Origin of the sequence: Spirosoma aureum (genome assembly GCF_011604685.1) — a bacterium.
GTDB lineage: Bacteria > Bacteroidota > Bacteroidia > Cytophagales > Spirosomataceae > Spirosoma > Spirosoma aureum.
Window position 1 is genome coordinate 2189749 of record NZ_CP050063.1, and the last position, 21239, is coordinate 2210987.

The following is a 21239-nucleotide window of genomic DNA, read 5'->3' on the forward strand; positions in this document are numbered from 1 at the left end:
ATTCACTTCGCCTACATGCCCCCAACCGTTGGATACCAGTCTGGGCGATAGGGATCCTGGTGGAAGCGGGCGTAGTAATCCCCTTTTTCTTCGTAATACTTTTCGTAATGCTTCATCTTGTCCTCATCGAGTGTTACGCCCAGACCCGGCCCGGTTGGGACTTTGATGCAGCCATTTTCGTACTTCATCAAGCCCCCTTCAATGATGTCGTCGGTGAGGTAATGATAGTGGGCATCACCGGCGAAGGTCATGGTTGGAATGGTCGAAGCGGTGTGAATCATCGCTGCCAGTTCGATACCAAATTCGGCTCCCGAGTGCATGGCAACGCCCATATTGAAGGTGTTGCAAACGGCCACAAGGTCTTTGACGCCCCGAGGACCTTCCCAATAATGGATGTCGGTCAGCACAATGTCGACGGCTCCCATCCGAATCGCCGGACCGAGATCATCGAATTTGGCCGGATACATATTCGTTGCAATCGGAATACGAACCTGCTTCCGAACAGACGCATTTCCTTCCAGACCCCAGGAGGGGTCTTCAAAATATTCGATGTTCAGATCCTCCATCCGGTGGCCCATCTGCACCGCCGTTGTGACTGACCATAAACCATTGGGGTCGATCCGAAGGCCGAAATCATCGCCCAGCCGGTCGCGGCAGAGTTCCAGCACACGAACTTCCTCTTTCGGTTTCATGACGCCTGCTTTCAGCTTCATTGCGTTTACTCCCAGCGTTTCATGGAGTTCTTCACAGAAGTCGGCCAGGTCTTCGGCGGTTTCGTCCTGTTTTCCATCACCTGGCCGGTCGTACCGCCAGAAGAGATAGGCAATAAACGGGACTTCATCGCGAACGCGGCCGCCCAGCAAATCACTCAGCGGCCGATTCAACACCTTTCCCTGAATGTCGAGGCACGCCATTTCGATGGCTGCATAGAGCCGGGCGTTCGAGAGGTAATAAATGCTACGCAGCACTTTCATCTTGATGACTTCCAGGTGAAATGGGTCTTCGCCGATGATGCGTGGCTTCAGTTTTTGCAAGGCGCCCCGCTGATCACCACCACCTACTTCGCCCAGGCCGATAATGCCTTCGTCAGTGATGACTTCAAGAATCGTCCGGAGGAAATAACCAGGATGTACCCCTGTATTGTGGCGTAATTGGGCGTTGAGCGGAATGGCAACGCAACGGGTTCGTAAGTCAATGATTTTCATTACAATTCAATTTTAAGGGTGTTCGTCTGTCCCTTAATCAGGTTGAAGTTTTTTTCGATTACTTTTTTGCCGACCGTAATCTTTGCGACGTATTCACCGTAAAATCCTCTGAAAGCCACTGTGTTACTGTCTTTGGTGGTTGTACTGATCGACGTTTTCCATTCCTTATTGATGAGATCGTTGAGTACGACATAAGCGGGTTTTGGACTCAGGTCTTCTTTCAAAAAGCCACCGCCCCACTTATCCTCACCGGGTGCTGCCGAACCATCGGCCAGATTCCACCAGTAAATGGCCTCGACGGACGGGTAGCTGAACCACAAACGATAGTAATTACGGGTTAATCTGGCCTGAATCTGTTCACCCTGTGGGCCAGCGGGTAGGGTCGGAATCGTAATTTCAGAGATTTGGATCGGCAACTTAAACCGCGAATACAGATCCAGTGTCCGGAACAGTTCGGCGGGTGTCATGGCATTTCCCGCCAGGGTTTTAGCAAAGAGCGGTTCGCTGAAAAAATGAAACTGAAGCCCTAGCCCCCGAATATCCGCTCCTTTGGCTTTGAGGTTTTCAATGAGCATGTAAAACGGACTGTATTCCCGATGGTAATTTTCCCAGATGTGGGTAGCTTCGTTCAGAATCAGGCGGGTATCTTTCGGGTAGACCGACGCGGCCGTTTTAAACGCTTTCAGCGCGTAATCTTCTGGCAACGGGGCTTTGGGGCTGTTGATGATCGTCTCATTGACCACATCCCAGATCTTGATCGACTGACCATAGCGTTCGGCAATTTGCCTGATACGCCGATCAATGAGGGGTTGCATCTTAGCCGTATCCTTGGGGAACCAGGTTGGATAACTCCAGGTCAGGTTATCCCAAACCAGGGTATGCCCTTTAGGCGTCAGGCCATTCTTCTGGCAAAAATCCAGGACCACGTCGGGCGGGGGTCTGCGATAGATTTCTTCACTACCGGCGGCAAATCGAATTTTGCCCTCCTGTGGTTCGAGGGGTTTCCAGTAATAAGGAATTACGGCACTGTTGAAGAGTGTTGTAAAGGCAGCTTCGTACTGACGATTCTGCTCGGCGGTTTTGAAGCCATTGAGCATGAAAATATTGGCACCGAATAAAAACGTGTGCTTTATCTGGCGGATTTCGATGGAGGCATTGCGGATGGGCTTTCCCTGCCGGTCGGTTACCACGAGGGTGAAATCGCCTTTTCGGTTGGTTTCAATGCCTTCGCGAATTAGGGCTTCAACGGCTGGGTCGTTCCAAAGCGAATCGTAACGGGCTGATTGCCCAAAAGTCTGGAGGGTGACAAGTACAAAGAGAAGAGAGAGACAACGCATAATCAGTTGAAATTGAGAGTAGATTGGAATCAGGCAGTCTGCATGGCCAACTGCCTGACTGATTTTATTTAAACCTATGATTACAAGTTTATTAATAGCCGGGATTCTGGTCTTTAACCGCATCCAGCGCTATGTTATAGTTTAATTCGGATACCGGAATGGGCCAGAGCAGCATTTTATCGAGCACGTCTTTACCTACTCCCGCTTTGATAACGGCCTTGAGCTTGTCGGCCCCCAGCCGTTTTAGATCGAACCAGCGTTTGCCCTCATACTGAGTTTCGTAACCCCGTTCCTGCAAAACCAAATCATTAAATGTCTGGGTCGTATAGTCTGCTAATTTGAAATCGACCGACGAGGCTACGGTTGGGTTTTTGCCAAAGGCCCGCCGATGCACTTGATTGAGCGCTTCTACGGCCGCGGCAGTTGGCCCATTACCAGCCCGGTTGGCTGCTTCGGCATAAAGTAGCAGAATATCAGCATAACGATAAATAGGATCGTCGTTGCCAGCACCCGATGCGCCGGGGGCCAGTGGGTCAATGAATTTTTTGTTCAGATAACTGTTCGCTCCCAGCCCAATATCCCATTTATACCAGAATGCCGTTTTTCGCAGATCGGCGTTGTCCCAGTTTTTGTATACGTTGTTGGTTTGCGCATCGGTATAGTGTGCATAGAATCCACCGGCACCCATCAGTTTCGAGCCTGGATGATGCGCAAACATTACCAGATTGAAGCCCTGCCCGTTCTGACGGGTAAATTTCAGGTAGAAAATCTCCTCGGTCGTTGTGATCACATCGGGCCCAAAAATCTTGTTGAAATCGTCAGGTACCGTTACCGATACTAAAGAATACTTGCCCGATTTAATTACTTCATCGGCCTTGTCACGCGCTTCGGCGTATTTTCCCTGATAGAAATTTACATCGGCCAGCAACGTCTTGGCCGCCCACTTCGACGGACGACCCGTTTGGGCAGGCTTGTCGGGCAGGTTGGTTTCGGCGTCGGCCAGATCAGCCTGAATGAGTGCATAAACTTCGGCGGCCGTGTTTCGTTTGATGTTCTGTTCGGTCATGTTAGCCTCTGTCCGGATCGGTACACCACTCCAGTTTCTGACCAGCGTGAAGTACGTAAATGCCCGCAGAAATTTGGCTTCGGCTACGTAGCGGCTAATATCGGGCGCACTGATGCTTTTTCCCTTTGGCGCATTACTGATCACCAGATTAGCATTGCGAATGGCCAGATACAGCAAATCCCATATTTGCCCGACGCGGGTAATGTTGGTTGAGTTAAGGCCCTGAAAATCACTAAGCGGTCCGTAGCTACCCCGACCATAGCTATAATCGGTGTAGGCTTCGAGCTGGGCTGGATATAGCCCCCCGAGACAGTTGTCGTTACGTAGTGGTGAATAAATAGCATTCACCGCCGATTCAACTTCGGCTGCGGTATTGTAATAGGTTTCGACAGCCAGCGATTTCGGTTGTTCGATGAGTTCCTCCTGACAGGCAAACAGGCAAAGAAATGGGAAAAGGAATAGGCTCTTTTTCATGAGTTTAGTGGTTGTAAAGAGCGAAAGAATAAATGAGTGAAAGGGCGAAAATAAACTCGCTATGATCCACTCTTTCACTCATTCATTCTTTTGCTCTTTCGTTTAAAATCCGGCCCGAATGCCCACGGTAACGGTTTTAGCCGTTGGATAACTGTAGAAATCGATACCCTGTGTAATGGAGTTGGACCCTCCCAACGAATTAATTTCGGGGTCCCACCACGAGTATTTGGTGAAGGTGAGCAGGTTCTGGCCACTGACGTAAATCTGGGCGTTGCTGATCCAGCTTACATTGAGTTTCTGGAATGGAATGTTGTAGGCCAGCTGCACCGTACGCAGGCGCAGGTACGATCCATTTTCCACGAACCGGTTTGAGATATTGACCGATGTTGTCCGGCTAATGATCGGGTATTTGGCGCTGGGATTCGGATTCGTTGTTGACCAGTGGTTATTGTACACATCCCTGGTCATGTTCAGGCCGAAACCATAATCGAGCAGGCCGATTGAACTGATATTGAAAATGTCGTTACCCTGCGATCCCTGAAAAAAGAAGGTGAAATCGAAGTTTTTATACGACATGGTCGAGTTGAATCCGTAAATAAACCTGGGGTTTGGATTGCCGATATAGGTTTTGTCTTTCGCCGAAATGGTGCCATCGCCGTCCAGATCTTTGTATTTGATCTTGCCCTTATCGTCATAGCCATCTTCTACGTAGCCATAGAACTGACCGACTGGTTGACCTTCGCGCAGAATATTGACATAATCGTTGACTGCGCTGGTATTGATCGCCGAGCCCAGAATATCCTGGCCACCGTATAGCTTCACGACTTTGTTGCGGTTGAACGAAATATTGCCCGATACCGACCACCGGAAAGGCCCCGTCAGCAGGTCACCATCCAGACCGAGTTCAACCCCTTTGTTCTGGATCTTGCCCACATTCTGAATGGTATTGGTAAAGCCCAGCGACGAAGGCAATTGTACGGTGTTCAACAAATCGCGGGTATTTTTAATGTAGTAATCAGCCGTTAGCCGGAGTCGGTTGTTCAGAAAAGCCGCATCCAGCCCAATGTCGGTTTGTTCGGTGGTCTCCCACTTCAAATTGCCGGGCAGGCGGGTGCCGGGGGCGTAGTAGGTGTAGAGGGCATCGTCGAAAACTGTTTTGCCGGAACCTAACTGATTCAGTGTGGAGTAGGGGCTAATGGCCTGACTGCCCGTTGCCCCATAACCGACACGCAGTTTGAGATCGCTCATGAACCGAATGTCCTTGAAAAAATCCTCGTTTGATACCCGCCAGGCCAGAGCTCCTGACGGAAAGTAGCCCCACTTGTTCCCGTCGCTATACCGCGATGACCCATCGGCCCGGAAGCTAACCGTTGCCAGATACCGGTCGCCAAAATTATAATTGACCCGTCCCAGATACGACAGGAGGGAGGCTTTCGAATAGCTCGATGCTGGAATGCCCGGCGTACCGGCTGATCCGATGTCGTAGGTCTGGCTGGCATCGCTGATAAAGCCCGTTCCACTGGCTCCAAGGGTTGTCGTTAGAAAATCCTGATATGTAAACCCGGCCAGTGCCGATACCGTATGTTTACCGAATGACTTGTTGTAAGTCACCGTATTTTCGCTCAACAAGCTCGTGAATTGGGTCGTGCTGACACTGGCAGATCCCTGAGAGTTGACAAAATTGCGCGTTGTGTACGAGTCTGACCGGTCGTCGTTGTTTTCAATACCACCCGAAATCTTGATGGATAAAGCCGGAATAGGTTTGTAAATCAGCGCTGCGTTTGCCAGTTGCTTATTCGAGAGTGTTCGGGCCGTTTGTTCATTCAGGAAATTAAGTGGGTTCGTCAATACATTCGATCCCCAGGGGTAGGCCGTAGCAAGATTGCGATAGGTGCCATCATCGTTGTACGGAGTTAGGGTGGGGTAAGCCGTAATGACGGCTGAGATCAAGGTGCCGCCCCGGTTTCCTCCTCCCGAATTCTGCTGGTTGGTGATCACTCGGGTGAGCATTGTTGATAAATTGAACGATAATTTCCGGCTGATTTCGCTGTTTACGTTCGCCCGCAGCGAGTACCGGTTGTAATCGGAGCTTTTGATAATACCATCTTGCTTAAACACGCTGCCTCCAATGGAAAACTGCGTTTTATCGGAACCCCCACTGATGTTGAGCGAATGGTTTTGCATCGGTGCTTTCCGGAATACCAGATCCTGCCAGTCGTAGCCGTTGCCCAGGGCGTTGATCTGGTCCTGCGTAAAATAGGGCGTTACTTTGTCATTGACAGCCTGTTCATTGTAGAACGTAGCAAATTCTCTGGCGTTCATCAGATCCAGTTTTTTGCGCAACGTCTGGACGCTATAGCTGCCATCGTAACTTACCTGCGTACGGCCTGCTTTTCCGCGTTTGGTTGTAATTAGAACCACGCCATTTGCACCACGTGAGCCATAAATAGCGGTTGCACTGGCATCTTTGAGGATTTCCATACTCTCGATGTCGGCGTTATTTAGCTGGGTCGGATTGCTGCCGTTAATGGGAAATCCATCGATTACGTAGAGCGGCTCATTACTGCCCTGTATGGAGCTTGTGCCCCGAATCCGAACGCTGACACTCCCACCGGGCGAACCGTTGTTCTGGATCACCTGCACGCCCGTAGCGCGCCCAGAGAGTGCCTGAAGGACGTTAGTGGCCGGAAATGCATTTAATTCTTTCGCTTTTACCTGAGCCAGTGAACCCGTCAGATCGGATTTTTTAACGGTGCCATACCCTACCACCACTACCTCATCGAGCTGGCGGGAATCAACAACGAGGTCAACATTGATGACCGATTGATTACCCACCGTTATTTCCTGACCAAGGTAACCAACCGACGAGAAGACCAGTATAGCATTTTCCCTGTTTGTTACTGAAATTCGATAGTTGCCGCTGGCGTCCGTGGTTGTTCCCGTGGTTGTTCCTTTCAATGATACCGTAGTGCCTGGTAGAGGTGCTTTATCGCCTGCTGCTGTTACCTGACCTGTTATGGCGACCGATTGAGCCCAACCTGTTGAGCAGCCCAGAAGGGTCGTCAGGCAGATAACAAGCCATTTGTGGACATGTTGTTTCATGAGGCTTAGGATAATAATTTTTATAATATAAAATTAAATTTTATTTCATTACAATTGTAGTCTATAAAATCGATTACCTCCAAATTTTTCCTGTCTTTTTATAAAAAAATAATGATTTGCAGTAGGTCGTGGATGCGCCATTCGCAAAAAAATAAGGGCCGGAGCCCTGGTTATATCATTAGGTAACGAGCTTTAATTCAGTCGCTTGTGAATATTTTTGGCACATTGCCGAAGTGAAGCGATGAGTTTTTGCTTGTCCATAGCCATATATCGGTATTCGGGCAAATAAATGCTCAGACTGGCAACAACCAATCCATTTTTATAGATCGGTACGGCAAGACCCATCACATGCCTGTTGGCAATGGTTTGTAAGGCCAGCTCCTCCCGGCGCATGAGAGCCAGGGAGTCGAGTAGTTGTGTTTCGGACTGTACTTCTGGCCAGGATTCGTCAGAAGGAAGGCCATATTTGGCTATAAAGCGCTGTATTTTTTCTTTGGGAAGCATGGCTAACAACAAACGACCCGATGCCGAATCGTAGATCGGCTTAATGTCGGTTGTGCGTACCTGTAAATCCTGTTCAGCAAAGGTTCTGTAAATCGCAATCCGTTGATTATCTTTGAGAACAGCCAAAAGACAGTTTTCATTAATCGCCTGGGTTAGGGCGTCCATTTCTTCCCGGGATGCTTCCAGCAGGTCTTTGCGATAGGCTTCATTTGCCGTTAACGTATAGGATTGCGAACCCAGAATATAGCCCTTCTTTGTTCCGATCTGTTCAACATAGCCACGAGCGACCAGGGTCTTCAAAATATTGGCGCAGGTTCCGTGGTTCAGATTGAGACTGTCGGCCAGATCACCTAAGGCTTTGGGTCGTTCAGGGTCATTGGCAATTTGTTCCAGCAAGTCCAGGGCGCGATTAATAACTTGAATCATCTTGTATTAATTTTATAATACAAAACTTACCTTATTAATTGTAAATCGCAAATGCTAATTCCTAGACTGATGCACTGAAGCTGACAAATGATTCTAACGTGGAATTAGATCGTACTGGTTGACTGTGTTACCCGTTTTGCGGCTATCGGCAGTGCGTTCAAGTTTTAGTGATGAACCATCCGGAGCCGTTAGAATATAATACTCAATGATTCCGCCCGTGTTCGACGGTTTCGGGGTCAGATTGTTCAGGATTAGCCGTTTGTTATCCGTCGAAACGGTCCACGTGCCCGTTGTAAGCCGTCCGTCGACGTCGGTTAAGGACGCTTTATCAGCCTGGCTCAGGTCAAGCACAAAATTACTATAACCAGGTTTGATGTTCGTTGTAGTCCCCAGCGTAAAAACCAGTACGTTCGCTTCTGTAACCATATTGGCTTTCCAGATTTTACTGATCTGGTTGGTGATGGGCGCTACGGATTTAGGTCGGCAGCCTCCGAAACAGGCCAGAACGAGGAGTAAGCAAAGCTGTTTTTTCATGGTAATAGAATTCGTTTGGAAAAAATCCGTCCTTCGGCCACAATAGCCACTACATATAAACCCGTTGGTAACCCGGCCAGTGAATAGGACCAGGCCGTAGCTGGCGTAACACGTCGGGTATCGGTCAGATCGACACGGCCACTCATAGAGTGAAGTTGAATCTGGGCCTGACTGGACTGATGCCAATCGGTTTGAATATGCAGCGTGCGGTCTACGACAAAAACCTGAGTCTGGGTGATCCACTCGTCTTCTACGGCAATAATGATCTCTTCAATACGTGCCTGCGCAACGTTCGAAGCGCCCGAATTTCCGGCCTGGTTAATTGCCCGGATACGGTAGTAATAGGTCGTAAACTCCAGCAAGCCAGCATCCGTATAGGTTGTCTGTGTAGCGGGTTGTTGTTTGATTTCGACAAAAGGGCCAGCTGGGCTCGTGGATCGCTCGATACTTACTGTCACGGCGGTGACACCCGGCGCGTTCCAGTTTAGCCGAATCTGGTCATAATCAGATACCTGAGCGACCAGATTGGTTGGCGTAGCGGGCGGAGCTAAAGGCGTAGTAGCGCAGGCAGCATCGGTATAGGCCGACGGACCCGCTGCATTTTTCGCCCGAATCCGATAGCAATATGGCGTATTGTCCGTCAGATTCCTGTCTTCATAGGTCGTCGCATTGGTGGGTGCATCAGCAATTTTGGTAAAGTTACCCGTCGCAGTAGTGCCCCGCTCGATCTCAAAGCTGCCTTCGTTGGTCGATAAGTCAGCCCAGGTCAGGTTAATCTGGTTTGTTGAGATCGCCATAGCCGTCAGGCGGGCCGGAGCTGCGGGCGGAGAATCAGGAGTGCTGGCATTGGCGATCGTGCTGTACGGTCCGGTACCCGATGCGTTGGTACCGCGAATCCGGTAATAATAACGCGTGTTCTGCGTCAGGTTCTTGTCTTCATAGGCCGTCGCATCGCCCGAAACACTGGCAATCTGGGTCCAGCCGTCGTTACCCGTTAGGCTGCGTTCAATCAGTACGTTAACCGCTGTAGACACCGTATTCCAGGTCAGGTTGATCTGCGTTATGGAAACTGCCGAAGTGACTAAATTCTGTGGCGTACCCGGTGGCCCTACTGGTGTCGTAGCGTCAGCGGTATTGCTGTAAGGTGACGGTCCGGCGGCATTGACAGCCCGAACCCGGTAATAATAATGCGTTTGGGGGCTGAGCACCTGATCGCTATAGCTTGTTACATCAGTGCCCAGATCGGTGATTTTCGTCCACGAATCTACGCCGTTTGGACTTCGTTCAAGCTGAAAGCCAGCCTCGTTGCCCGATAGATCGGCCCATTGCAGATTAATCTGGCTGAAAGAGATCACAGTTGCTGAGAGTCGGGCCGGAGCAGCCGGTGGTACATCGGGCGTACTGGCATTGGCTACGTTACTATATGGCCCCGTATTGCCCCCAATAACAGCCCGAAGCCGATAATAATAGCTCGTGTTGGGGGTTAAACCGGTGTCCGTATAACTTGTCGCGTTTCCGACTGGATCAGCAATTTTTGCCCAGTTGTCATTCCCATTGGGGCTGCGTTCAAGCTGGTAGGTGGTTGTTCCTGATACGCCTGTCCAGGTCAAATTGATCTGGGTAGTAGAAGCCACCGTAGCGGCTAAATTCTGTGGCGCACCCACGGGTGGGGCCTGCGTGGCAGCGCACTGGACATCCGTATAATCACTTGCTCCTGTATTGTTTACGGCCCGAACGCGGTAGCAATACGGAGTGCTGGCCTGCAGGCTTTGATCCGTATAGGTCGTCGTATTCGCTCCCAGGTCCGCGATCTTGCTGAACGATGCCGTTGGGCTACTGGCCCGCTCGACCTGAAAGCCGGTTTCATTATCGGATAAATCGGCCCATTGCAGGTCAATCTGGCTGCTCGACACCGTATTGGCTGTCAATCGGCCGGGCGCTTTGGGCGCACTCTGCTGGGTAGTGGCACAGGCCGTACCTGAATAATCGTGACCGTCTTCGGCGATCCGGTAACAGTATTCTGTTCCTCCGTTTAAGCCATTGTCTGTAAATTCGGCCAGATCCGATGTTGTCGCTGAAACTTTCGACCAGTTACCGGTCTGCCCTATACGTCGCTCAATGCTGATCGAATTTTCTTTCCCATACCGATCCCAGGTCAGCTTGATGGAACTGCTACTGAGCGCTGTTGCTTTCAGGTTATTGACATTGGTAGGAGCCAGCGGGGGGGTAGCACAGACGGCCGCTGTGAAATCGGACACCAGGCTACCTATCTGCGACCTTATCCGGTAACAATACGGTTGGCCGCCCGATACGCCGTTATCAGTGAAGGTGGGGGTGCGGCTGTAGGCAACGGTTTGCAGTAGCGTAAATGTGCCATTGGCGGTTGTTCCGCGTTCAATCCGGTAGTCGGTTGGTGCACTACCCGACCCGTTAGTCCAGGTTAATTTAATACTGTTACTACTCTGAGGAATTGCCGTTAGGCCAGTTGGAACGCCGGGCGTCTCCTGGGTAGTATTAACCGTAAGTGTATTGGAGTAAACCGACGAATTCGTGACAAACACTGCCCGAACCCGGTAACTATAGGTGTTTAGACTGGTTACGGTCTTATCCTGATACGAAGGCGAATTGGCTGAAGCTTCACCAATTTTTGAAAATGTGCCCGTAAATCCCTGACGTTCAATTTCAAACTTTGTTTCGTTGGATGAATTGTCGTTCCAGGTCAGGTTGACCTGATTATATGTGACGGATGATGCCTGTAAGTTCGAAGGCGCGTTGGACTGGGCTTGTATCCGCGTAGACACTAACCCCAGAAACAGCAGGAAGAGGTAGTTTTTCATGACTTTGTTGATTAGCGCCATTCTACTCCGATCGGATCGGTTGGCGTACTTTCGCGTTTGTCAGATTGAACGGCAACCAGTGTGTAGAAATAGGAAATACCAGGTGTAGCCTCACGATCGAGGAAATCCGTTTGACGACCCAGCACCGTTCCGACCAGCCTGGGCTTGTCGGTTTTATCGGTGTAACGATACACCAGGATTTTATCCAGGGTCTGGTCTAATGGCGAATCCCAGACGACCTGAACCCCTTTACCGTCGGCAAATACCTTCATGCCGCGAATGGGCAGTACGGGTGATAAAGGGCGGAAATAATCGGCGGTGGTCGTGCTGAAGGCACTCTCTTGGCTGTCTGACCGAAATGCCTTTATCCGGTAGGTGTAATGATGTCCAGCCTGAACCGTAGAATCGGCAAACGCATTCTGTGCCTGCGCTTCCTGCGTCTGGCGGTGCAGGAGTATCTCTTTCTGCTGGTCCTCCAATCGATACACCGCATAGCCGGTTATATACGGATCTATTTCTTTCATATTGTCCCAAATCACCAGTACACCTTTCTCCTGACGCAGTACAACTGGATTGAGCGGAGTGGCGACACGGTCGGGTAAGCGCATCGTCGAATACACCTCATTACTTTTGGGGCTAAGATTGTAGCTTGTATTGAGCGCGGCCACTGCCCAGCGGTGGCTGGTTCCAATCGGGAGGTTTTTAATGGGTACGGCATAATGGATCTCCGAATTTCGCGATTCAATCAGGGGAGAATACTGTTGCATATCGCCACGCGGTTCAGAAGAAACATACAGATAATAGCCCCGCGTATCGAAATCGGCCCGTTGCCAGGTGAAATGCAGTGTATCATTCACTGTCGACATGCGCAGAAATGATGGAGCGATCGTGGCTTTGCGATAGGCATTCACCATTCCCGACACCTTCACCGAGGCCGTTAGCTGGCCATAGGTACCATTCGGACGAATTTGATAGTAGTAACTTTCTACCGGTTCAACCTGACTATCGAGATAGGTCGTATCAGCAGGCTGGGCCGACGCAAGACGTGCATAGCCATCGTCGTAGCGATTGCTGCGCCAGATTTCAACCGAACGCAGGTCTTTGGTGGCCGATAGCCTCCAGGATAGCCGAATTGCCCCATTTTTTTCGTCGCTGCTTGTTTTTAAAGCCGTAATTAAAGGCAGTGCATCCCCGTCACGCAAATTGGTTATGGTTAACGTATCGGATGGCTGGCCTTCATTGCCCAGCACATCGATAGGGATTACCATATACTGATAAATCATTTTCTGCCGGGCATTCCGATCGACGAAAAAGGCAAATACACTGTCTTTCTGGCCTTTAATAAACCCCCATTCCGCCCCGATTTCGGCAAAACCGGTTTGTGCATAGGTTGCCCGCATAACACGTAGACCGCTCAGGGTGGGTGTTCCTTTTTTGAGTTGATAGGTGATCCGAACCGAGCGGCCATCTGCTTCGGATTGGACCGATCGAGCCGTTGTGGCCAACTGAGCCTTCATGGAACTGGCTTCGGGCATTACGACTGTCCGGGTCGTACGAACAGGTGCTCCGGCTGGTTCGTCAACCAGTTGAATGCGGTAATCATACCGACGCCCGGCCACGACAGCCGTATCGAGATAGCCAACGCCCAGTGCCTCCAGCATCTGCGGATGCCGCCCATAAGTAGCCAGCGAATCAGTTGTTGGTGCTACTATAAACTGACTGAATAAAACAGCGGCCAGGGTGTCGGAGGGTAGTTCATACAATGGGTTTTTGGGTGCGATCAGGATCAGTCGATTTTTGAGCGCCTGTGCCGAACGGGGAGCGTCTTCATTCGTATAAATTCGTTTCCAGTCGCGGGTACCCGCTTCGAGCCGTTCCAGCGCAAAGCGAGGGCCATGCAACAGGCGGTCGACCTGGATAAATACCCCATAGCGACCTGCCTGAATCAGTGGGTACTGGGCCTGAGCCGATAAGCTTAACAGCAGGAGGCCAATGAGTTTGGCGATGAACATTTTCATTGATTCTGGGTGGTAGATTGGCAACTGGTTTCGTCGCAGGCGTTAAAATTGCAGGTAAACTTGGGGGTGGCTACGTTGATGCTGCCTAAGCCGCCCGTCGTGTAGGATATGTTCGGAATAGTCAGGCCCAGACAGAAGCCAAGGGATTCGCTGGTTGTGTAGGAATCGATGCCCAGATCGACATAGAGCTTGGCATTGAATTTGGCTGAAAACTGCATGTTTGCATTGACCGATACAGTAACCGGTTCGCTCATTGCCTTTAGCGGGTTGCCCGTTATGGTCAGGCCAAAATCCTGCGAGCCATCTACATCCACCGAACCCGATGCGGCTACATTCAGCACCTGCCCGTAAGCGTAGAAATGTACGCCCGCGCCCAGACCTGAGCCAAATTTGAACGACCCGGCATTGTAATCGGCGTACGAATAGCCATCGACATAGGCGTTCAACCCCATTTTGACTTCGCCCACGCCAAAACTTTGCTTGTACTCAAAATTATCAATGAGGGGAATCGGCAATTCTCCGTTGACAAACACCCCTTTGAATGACTTATGAAAGGCACAGGGCAGCGATTTACGGTGTGTATTTCCAAACAGTACGGGTTCGGCGTCTTTAATGTCCGGGCTGTCGTAATAACCCAGGAGAAGCCCTGCTTTCATGGTTACCGGAATGATCAGGGGCACATCCCGGACGGTAGCCGCCGAGGCCAGGTAAAACCCGTTGCCATCGATGCGAATCTGCGCTACCCCATACTCAACACTCATCGTTGGCGGTAGGGGCAGGCCAGGCGGCAGCGTAACGGTACCTGTAAACCGACTGTTTGCCATGTCGTACTCCAGACTTACACCGGGAATTCCATCTTTACCACCTAATCCATCGGCCTTGATTTTCTGATTGCTGGCCGTAATGCCACCATAGTTCGTAAAGGCCAGCCGATTCTCTTCCGTTGCGGGAATCATGGTGTAATTCGCCGGAATACCTGAGAAAGTAAGCAGATTCCACTGCCCATTGGTAACGGTCTGATCGCAGTAAACGGTACTGAAGGACTTGTTGCCCAGATCGATCTTCAGTGGTTTATAGTAGTCGGTATTCGCTGGTTTTTTCGACAGGAGCGACACGTTACTCTCCTTGTTCAGATCGAGGCTCCGATCGTGGGTGAGGTAGGTTGAAAAGGTTTTACCCGCATCGGCTGTCGAATGAACCAGCATCACACCGGCCGCTTTTTCGTTGTCGGTGGGTAAATCGGATGGGTTACCCAATAGCAGTTTACCGGTTTCCTTCGCTATACCCCGGATCGCCATGACACCATCGGCGAAGTAAAACGCAGTCTTCATGGAGTTATCAGCCGCCTTGTATTGACCCGCTACAAACTGCACCTGCCCTTTGGTATCGATGACGTAATCGCTGGCTACAACGGTTTTAAGCGTAATCGGCCCGGTTCCGCCCGGTTTGTAATAAGTCAGGCGCATCGGTACATCCTTGGGCGCATTCGGAATGGAGGTAGACATGCCTGCATCGAAGGCGAAATAATCGTCTCCGGTCTCGATGGTTTTAGGCCGGATCGTCATCACACCCTTGTAGTAGTTCAGCTCCTGACTTTTGGCACTGAACGAGAACACATCCTGGCCATTATCAAGCAGTGAAATGGTTTCGAAGGCCAGGTCGCTGTTTAAGCCAGGCAGTTTAGGGTTCGCCTGGGGATTACTGGAAACAACACCCGCCTGATTCTTACCATCGGGCACTACCACCAGCGACCAGTGCCCTTTCATGTCGTTTCCGGTGGCTTCATCATAGCCAAAGAACGCCTTACCACCGATTTTTACCTTCGCGATGCCTGCCAGATCGAGGTTCGGTATGTTGTTGGCTTCGAGTTTGAAGAAGTCGGCCCGGAGGTTGAACAGCGAGATTGGTACGTCGATCTTACCGGTTTTTACCACACCCTCAGTTGCGTAGAAGCCCCCCTGTTTGTAATCGAGTACCCAATTACGAACCTCTACGCTCCATTTGCCCGCAAGACCGAATGTAAGGGGTGTTTGTCCCGACTTACTATCGATCGTATTGTTCTTAAGCACCAGATCGCCTACGTTGATCGTCAGGCTGCTCTTATCGGTCAGATTGCCGGTGTTGGCATTTTTAACGGTACAGCTCAGAATCGGATTCAGGTGAATTTCGTCGCCAACCAGCCGCGATCCTTCCAGGGTGCTGATTGCCTTGAAGGCTAGCAATTCCAGTTCAATTGGCTCTCCTTTCTGGTTGCAAAGACCAAAGTTGGTCCGTTTTTTTGGTTCATCACTGGCGTCGAAGGCCACAACCAGTGGTATGTTTCCCTGAATTGCCTTGTCTGGATCGTAGAGAGAAAACTGGCCTTTTTTATAGCTGAGCAGGTTTTCCGAGAACTTGAACGAGTTGTCGATAATCTGAGCCTGGGCCATAATTTTACCCGTCGTTTTGCCCGGCGACTGCACAATTTGCAGATTACCACCCGACGACGAATTACCCGTACCCGACAGGCGAATGTTGTAAAGTGGTACATCGCCCGATTTATAGGTAGGCTTATTGTAATAGCCCAGATTATCCAGAATGCCTGTTTTTAGTGAGACGGTAGCCGATGCGGGCACGCCTGTACCGTTATTGCCCGGTATGAAAACAACATTTTCGAAACGCACCCGGAGCTCGGGATCGAGAATGGCAAACGGCCCAAATCGATTGTCGCGTAAGTTGACCTCACCCGATGCTTTCACCGCTCCATTGGCCAGCGCAGTCAGAGATTCTACTTTAACCGGGAAGCCCCAGATCGTAGTGATTTTGTATTTTTCGAATGTGGTCAGCGTCAGTTTGAGCGATTCTTTGGCTGCCTGCGGAAGCGATTGCTTACTGGAAGCCCCTACATAACTTTCTGCCGGAATGACTACACTACCCACTTTAACGTCGGCTCCATTGATACTTACGGATCCTCCCCCGACAGTACCACCTTCATTCTGATAGGTAGCCTGTACCGTGACAGAACTGAGCTGCTTCCCAACAGCCAGCGTGAAGGAACCACCTGCGACTGATTTAGTGCTGTAAGGCGTTTGCACATTACTGCCCCCGGCCACGAACACATCGGCACCAGCGAGCGGTATTTCTTTGCCATCAGCCGTTTTGACCACAACTTTCCCCTGGATCAGATTGGCTTCTTCCAGAAACACCTGCTGCGTTTTCGACGATTTCGACTCAACATTCGTTACCGACTGCGTTTTTGTCACGTAACCGGGAGCCGATACTTCCACGAACAGATTCTCGACGGAAACATTCTTGAACCTGGCCTCTACCAAACCCTGCGCATTGCCTGGACCAAAAACAAAGCCTTTTTCGTCGCGGCCAAACAGCTTTACCGTACCGCTTTTTACAGGTCCCCATTTGTTGTCGTGCAGAGCCAGCAGGTTGAAAAGAATCCGGTGATCGCGCTGATAGATAGGCAGTTTGCCCACCTTAACGATAAACATGCCAGCTCCTTCATCGCTTTTTTCCGGTTTCGGCAACAGACTGATGGCCCGTGATTCATTAAAGTAGCTGATGTCGACCGGGTATATTTTCAGTGAATCACCGTTGCCACCAGCCCCATATACATTATTAAAGCGGTGAGCATGAACGGCATCCGAGTAGGTCGTTTTGTTGTAATTCCCATTGCCAATCTGCACATAGGCCTCCACTGTGGCATTTTTTGCCTTGGGGTCCAGTTCTAAAGCATCCTGATCGACGGTGTAGCCGGTATAGCGCGTGTTGGGCTGCATCAGCATCCGCGAATAATAGAGATTCTGGCCAAGCATCAGGGAGCCGATGTCAATGGTTTGTTTGGCATCTACGGGGGCAATAGGCGCATTTTCTTTCTCAGGATCACCCTTCGCCGGATCGACATAGCCGGAGAAAATGTAGCCATCGGCGAGGACTTTTAAGGTTGCCTTAGTGCCGGGATTGACCATAAAAGGCTCAGCGATCCAGCCATTTGCATCCGTTTTTCTCCATTCGGCATAGGCATTTCCATTCGCCTGGATGTACGTTAATCGAATATCGGCATTGGCAATACCCTGGGTTGGGTTCGTTTTGTCGATGACGCGAACATTGATAATAGGATTCGCTGGATTGAGAAACCGCTTGACCGTATCGGACAGGAATGGTTTGTAATCGTCGGCAAACTCAGGAGCTGACGATAGCAGGACTTTATTGTTAATAGCCCGATCACCCAAACCTGAGCCAATCCAGTAGGATTTTACTTTGTCGCAGGTTGTTTGTGGACTGACCGAGACGTCCGGATCTGTCTTGGCCATCTGACGATAGCCATCCAGAATTTTGGCCTGGTTCGGGATGGACTCATCGTATGTATACTCCACCGTTGAACCACCCGGCTGCTTAATATAAACGTGCCATACGGTTTTGCATTTATCCCCATCAACAGTTAATACTTTATTCTTTGATTCTGCCAGTTTTTTCTCGCTTTCGGTTGCTGTTTTTGAATACAGATCGCCATAGTCTTCACTGACCAGAATTCGTTTGGGTTTACCATTCATCTGGTAGGCGTTGATTCCATCGACTGAAGCCTCTGTTGCTATCAGATAGGTGTCGTCTTTTCCATCGGCCATGACCATGCGGGGGAATATGACCGTTCCTTCGGCATTTGATACGCCCTGAGCGACAACGATATAGTTGATTGAACTCTCTCCAAATGCTTTTTTATCGGTCAGTCCCTGGCCTTCATCGAGCGGTGGTCCCGTAATGGGGCTTAAGGGAAAGTACCCTTTCCGGTTCTCTCGAATCGCGTATACTTTTACCCCAGATAGCGATTGTTTGATGCCATTCACCTGTTGATTTCCCCCTTTTTCGCCCGTAACGTCGGAACGAATCTGGGTAATCAGGCTATAGCTTCGTACTACTGCCGTAATAGTACCAAAGTCATACGATCCCTGGGGCAGCATCTGCTCTTTTGCGTCATCGCCAAACGTCGCCGACGGACTGGTGTAGTAAGGGTTATCGACAACGACACGCAATGCCCGGATGTATACCGTTGATCCCATGCCAAACTCACCTGTTTTTGTACTGACTGTAGGCGGTAATTCGCCCAATTGTAGCGGGCCGGGTAGCTTGGCAGAGAATGTAAAGGAGCCATCGTCACCCGTTACTTTCGTGTCCAGCAGCGTGCTGAATTTTTCGTGAAAACTGGTTAGTTCCGGGAAGCTTGGTATGACGGTCGTGTACGCATTCTTGCCTTTTATGGTATAGACGACCTGTAAACGAACGCGTGTATTGCTGAGCGGTTTAACCTGTGCGCCCTCAAGGCCTTTGTCGGCATACTTATACGTCAGCTTGCCGGAAAAGGTCATTACTGGCGCTTCGGTCGTCTGTACATTAAAGGTGTAGCTTTCGGTGCGGGCTACTGTGGCTGAGAGAGGCTGCTTCGGCAGATCGAACCGGAAGGTTTCGGCATCATCGGGTTTCTGGCCGCAGTCGGGGCAATAGATAGCGTAGCGATCCAATGGATTATAAGCGTACAGGAACCGCTCCAGATTAGCCTGGTAAGCATTTCCGTCGGCAAGCAGCAGCGTGGTTCCGACAAACACGTACCCCGCCTTTTCTACTTCCGTTTGCGCAGCCGTCTCCGATGCTGATGCGGGTTTGCTCCCGCTTTTCGCCTGTGCTGATGAAGTGCCTCTGTCCATCTGGCCTTCAACGGGTAACTTGTAGGTGTCTACCTGTTTGTTTGGCTTACGGAAGATAACCAACCGTTTGCCGGCCAGATTAATAGTTGGAGCCCCAGGCCAGTCTTTGTAGGCCTGGCGAGCTGTGATGCGTACAGTATATGCTTTGGCTACTACCGGAATGGTGCCGGCGTCGAACGTTCCAACCTGTTTTGGCGATAGGGAAAAGGTAAGTTCGGCGGGCATCAGGTAGATATTGTTCGGTACGATCCGGTAGCCCGCGTTGTAATACGACGTGTCCTTTACTGTTTTGGTTACGGTCGAACTGCCGGTATTATTGAAAGAGCCACTGACCGCTACTTTTTTGTCGCTAATGATTGTATCTGTCGGCGACACCTGCCAGCGGGGCAGACCTACCGTGAATTCACCGGCGCTGTTAGTGGTTGCATACCCCATGTTGTTTTCATAACCGCTGGCTTCTACGCGTTTCAGCGTAACCATCGTATTGGGCATGATATGACCTGAGCCCGTTTCGCCGGGGTATTTGTATACCAGCAACCCCTTCACATAGACCGTATCGGACTGGTTGCCCGTATTTTTTCGTACAAGCGAAAACTTGCGGGGTTCAGCCGTCAGGTTTCCTGCTGGCAGATTCAACTGCTTGATCTGGGCAGCTGTCAGACCGACCAGTTCGACTTCGGCCTGATAATTTTTTTCAGGTCCATAGGGTGCCTGTGCAACAATGCCAGGGGGAAGATCGGCCTGCTCGGCACTGAGGTACGCCGTTTTTACCTGCCGGTCGAGCACTACCGCGCCAGTTTTACCCGACTTATCCACCGGTCTGATACGGACTCGATAACTCAGGTTCGTTTTGGTTAAATCCAGCGATTTGAGATACGTCTGTTCATTGTTATTCTGATTAGGCAAGGCTATTTGCTGATTCGGTTTTTGCAGCGAACTGCCCGGAATCGAGTAAAGCGTATTGCTTTGCTGCATCAGATTGGCCTGGGGAAAAATCATGGCCAGTTGAGTCGCCATCTTGGAGGATAGTCCCCAGTTCAGGTACAATGGATTTCCGTAGCCAACACTCAACTCGGGCAGCTTTTTTCCGGTCGGCTCACCCGGTTTGATAAATACCAGGTAATCAGTCATGGGCAAGCCGAGCGAATCGGCAACTATGGGTTGCCCATATCGGAACGCACAAACCGGACTTTTGCCGTCGTTGAGCAGGTTCAGTTTCCCGAGCCTGTCCACCGCCTGAACACGCCAGGCATACCGTTTCCCCACTTTAAGCGGCAGATACTGTGGGCCATACAAAAATGTGCTGGTCATCAGGTTCTTCACTTCAACGCCGGAAGGTGGCAACGCTACAGCATCAATAAAGACGTTGGGGTCAACGTTGTCCAGCGGTAATTCAATGATTCGCAGAATGTAGCTGACCTGTGTGGGCAGAATTCCCGCCGGAGGAGCCCACGTGAAAACGGTAGCCTGTGGCGTTGTCGGTGTTATGTCGGTGTCACACAGGGGCGAAATCAGAATAGGCGGTTCGATCGTTCGGATCGAAAACGGGGGCGAACAACCCAACGGGAATCCCGACGAAAGTGGTTGGCTGGTACGGTTGTCAAATACCTGTACACAAACCTGATAGTTACCTTCGGGCAACGGTTTTCCCTGATACAGCAAATCTTTGCTAACTCCTTCTACGCTAATCTGGTTGAGGTCGAATGAGCCTTCCAGATCGGCGCGGGACAGAATCCGGGTTTCGCCTGGGGCTAGTTTCAGCGGACGGGTAGGTCGGAAATTAGGCAGGGTCTGAATCAGAACGCCATTGTCGCCTTCCACGCGCCCCTGTAACCGAACATCAAGCGCTGTCAGGGTCAGGTTGCGGATCAGTACCTGAAGCTGCTGACCTGCTCCGGCATAATCCTGCAAATAGGAACTATAGGGAGGCATCACGTTAATGGTTACCTGCACCTGCGTTTGCGCCCGTATGATCTGGGTAAACCCGATAAGCATACCAATCACCAGGCAAAGGTGTTTGCCAGGCTTCAAAAGCCGCATAGGGAT

At 50.6% G+C, this 21239-nt stretch carries 9 protein-coding genes; all 9 read right to left on the reverse strand.

Annotation, left to right across the window (positions count from 1 at the left end):
* Positions 1-11: 11 nt before the first annotated feature.
* The 9 genes from G8759_RS08770 to G8759_RS08810 all read right to left on the reverse strand — a co-directional run bounded on the left by G8759_RS08770 (position 12) and on the right by G8759_RS08810 (position 21233).
* The gene (locus G8759_RS08770) at positions 12-1205 is read right to left on the reverse strand and encodes an enolase C-terminal domain-like protein (RefSeq protein WP_167207080.1); all 1194 of its coding nucleotides are present in this window, start codon (positions 1203-1205) and stop codon (positions 12-14) included.
* Positions 1205-2542: an endo-1,4-beta-xylanase gene (locus tag G8759_RS08775; RefSeq protein ID WP_167207082.1), complete on the reverse strand. Its 1338-nt coding sequence runs from the start codon at positions 2540-2542 to the stop codon at positions 1205-1207. The genes G8759_RS08770 and G8759_RS08775 overlap by 1 nt, the downstream gene beginning before the upstream one ends.
* 91 nt (positions 2543-2633) lie before the next feature.
* The gene (locus G8759_RS08780) at positions 2634-4082 is read right to left on the reverse strand and encodes a RagB/SusD family nutrient uptake outer membrane protein (protein ID WP_167207084.1); all 1449 of its coding nucleotides are present in this window, start codon (positions 4080-4082) and stop codon (positions 2634-2636) included.
* A gap of 102 nt (positions 4083-4184) precedes the next feature.
* On the reverse strand, positions 4185-7184 hold the full coding sequence (locus G8759_RS08785) for a SusC/RagA family TonB-linked outer membrane protein (RefSeq protein WP_167207086.1): 3000 nt from the start codon (positions 7182-7184) through the stop codon (positions 4185-4187).
* A 192-nt stretch (positions 7185-7376) separates the two neighbouring features.
* Positions 7377-8114: an IclR family transcriptional regulator gene (locus G8759_RS08790; protein WP_167207088.1), complete on the reverse strand. Its 738-nt coding sequence runs from the start codon at positions 8112-8114 to the stop codon at positions 7377-7379.
* Between the two features lie 93 nt (positions 8115-8207).
* Positions 8208-8648 (reverse strand): hypothetical protein, encoded by a 441-nt coding sequence (locus G8759_RS08795; RefSeq protein WP_167207090.1) that lies wholly within the window; start codon positions 8646-8648, stop codon positions 8208-8210.
* Positions 8645-11485, reverse strand: a complete 2841-nt coding sequence (locus G8759_RS08800) for a fibronectin type III domain-containing protein (protein WP_167207092.1) — start codon at positions 11483-11485, stop codon at positions 8645-8647. The genes G8759_RS08795 and G8759_RS08800 overlap by 4 nt, the downstream gene beginning before the upstream one ends.
* 11 nt (positions 11486-11496) lie before the next feature.
* The gene (locus G8759_RS08805; RefSeq protein WP_167207094.1) at positions 11497-13503 is read right to left on the reverse strand and encodes a fibronectin type III domain-containing protein; all 2007 of its coding nucleotides are present in this window, start codon (positions 13501-13503) and stop codon (positions 11497-11499) included.
* Positions 13500-21233 carry a hypothetical protein gene (locus G8759_RS08810; RefSeq protein WP_167207095.1) on the reverse strand — a complete coding sequence of 2578 codons (7734 nt, stop codon included), beginning with the start codon at positions 21231-21233 and terminating at the stop codon, positions 13500-13502. The genes G8759_RS08805 and G8759_RS08810 overlap by 4 nt, the downstream gene beginning before the upstream one ends.
* Positions 21234-21239 lie beyond the last annotated feature (6 nt).

Excerpts from the sequence above, each read along its gene's own strand:
- G8759_RS08770 (WP_167207080.1), bottom strand. The coding sequence starts at position 1,205 with ATGAAAATCATTGACTTACGAACCCGTTGCGTTGCCATTCCGCTCAAC.
- G8759_RS08775 (WP_167207082.1), bottom strand. The coding sequence starts at position 2,542 with ATGCGTTGTCTCTCTCTTCTCTTTGTACTTGTCACCCTCCAGACTTTT.
- G8759_RS08780 (WP_167207084.1), bottom strand. The coding sequence starts at position 4,082 with ATGAAAAAGAGCCTATTCCTTTTCCCATTTCTTTGCCTGTTTGCCTGT.
- G8759_RS08785 (WP_167207086.1), bottom strand. The coding sequence starts at position 7,184 with ATGAAACAACATGTCCACAAATGGCTTGTTATCTGCCTGACGACCCTT.
- G8759_RS08790 (WP_167207088.1), bottom strand. The coding sequence starts at position 8,114 with ATGATTCAAGTTATTAATCGCGCCCTGGACTTGCTGGAACAAATTGCC.
- G8759_RS08795 (WP_167207090.1), bottom strand. The coding sequence starts at position 8,648 with ATGAAAAAACAGCTTTGCTTACTCCTCGTTCTGGCCTGTTTCGGAGGC.
- G8759_RS08800 (WP_167207092.1), bottom strand. The coding sequence starts at position 11,485 with ATGAAAAACTACCTCTTCCTGCTGTTTCTGGGGTTAGTGTCTACGCGG.
- G8759_RS08805 (WP_167207094.1), bottom strand. The coding sequence starts at position 13,503 with ATGAAAATGTTCATCGCCAAACTCATTGGCCTCCTGCTGTTAAGCTTA.
- G8759_RS08810 (WP_167207095.1), bottom strand. The coding sequence starts at position 21,233 with ATGCGGCTTTTGAAGCCTGGCAAACACCTTTGCCTGGTGATTGGTATG.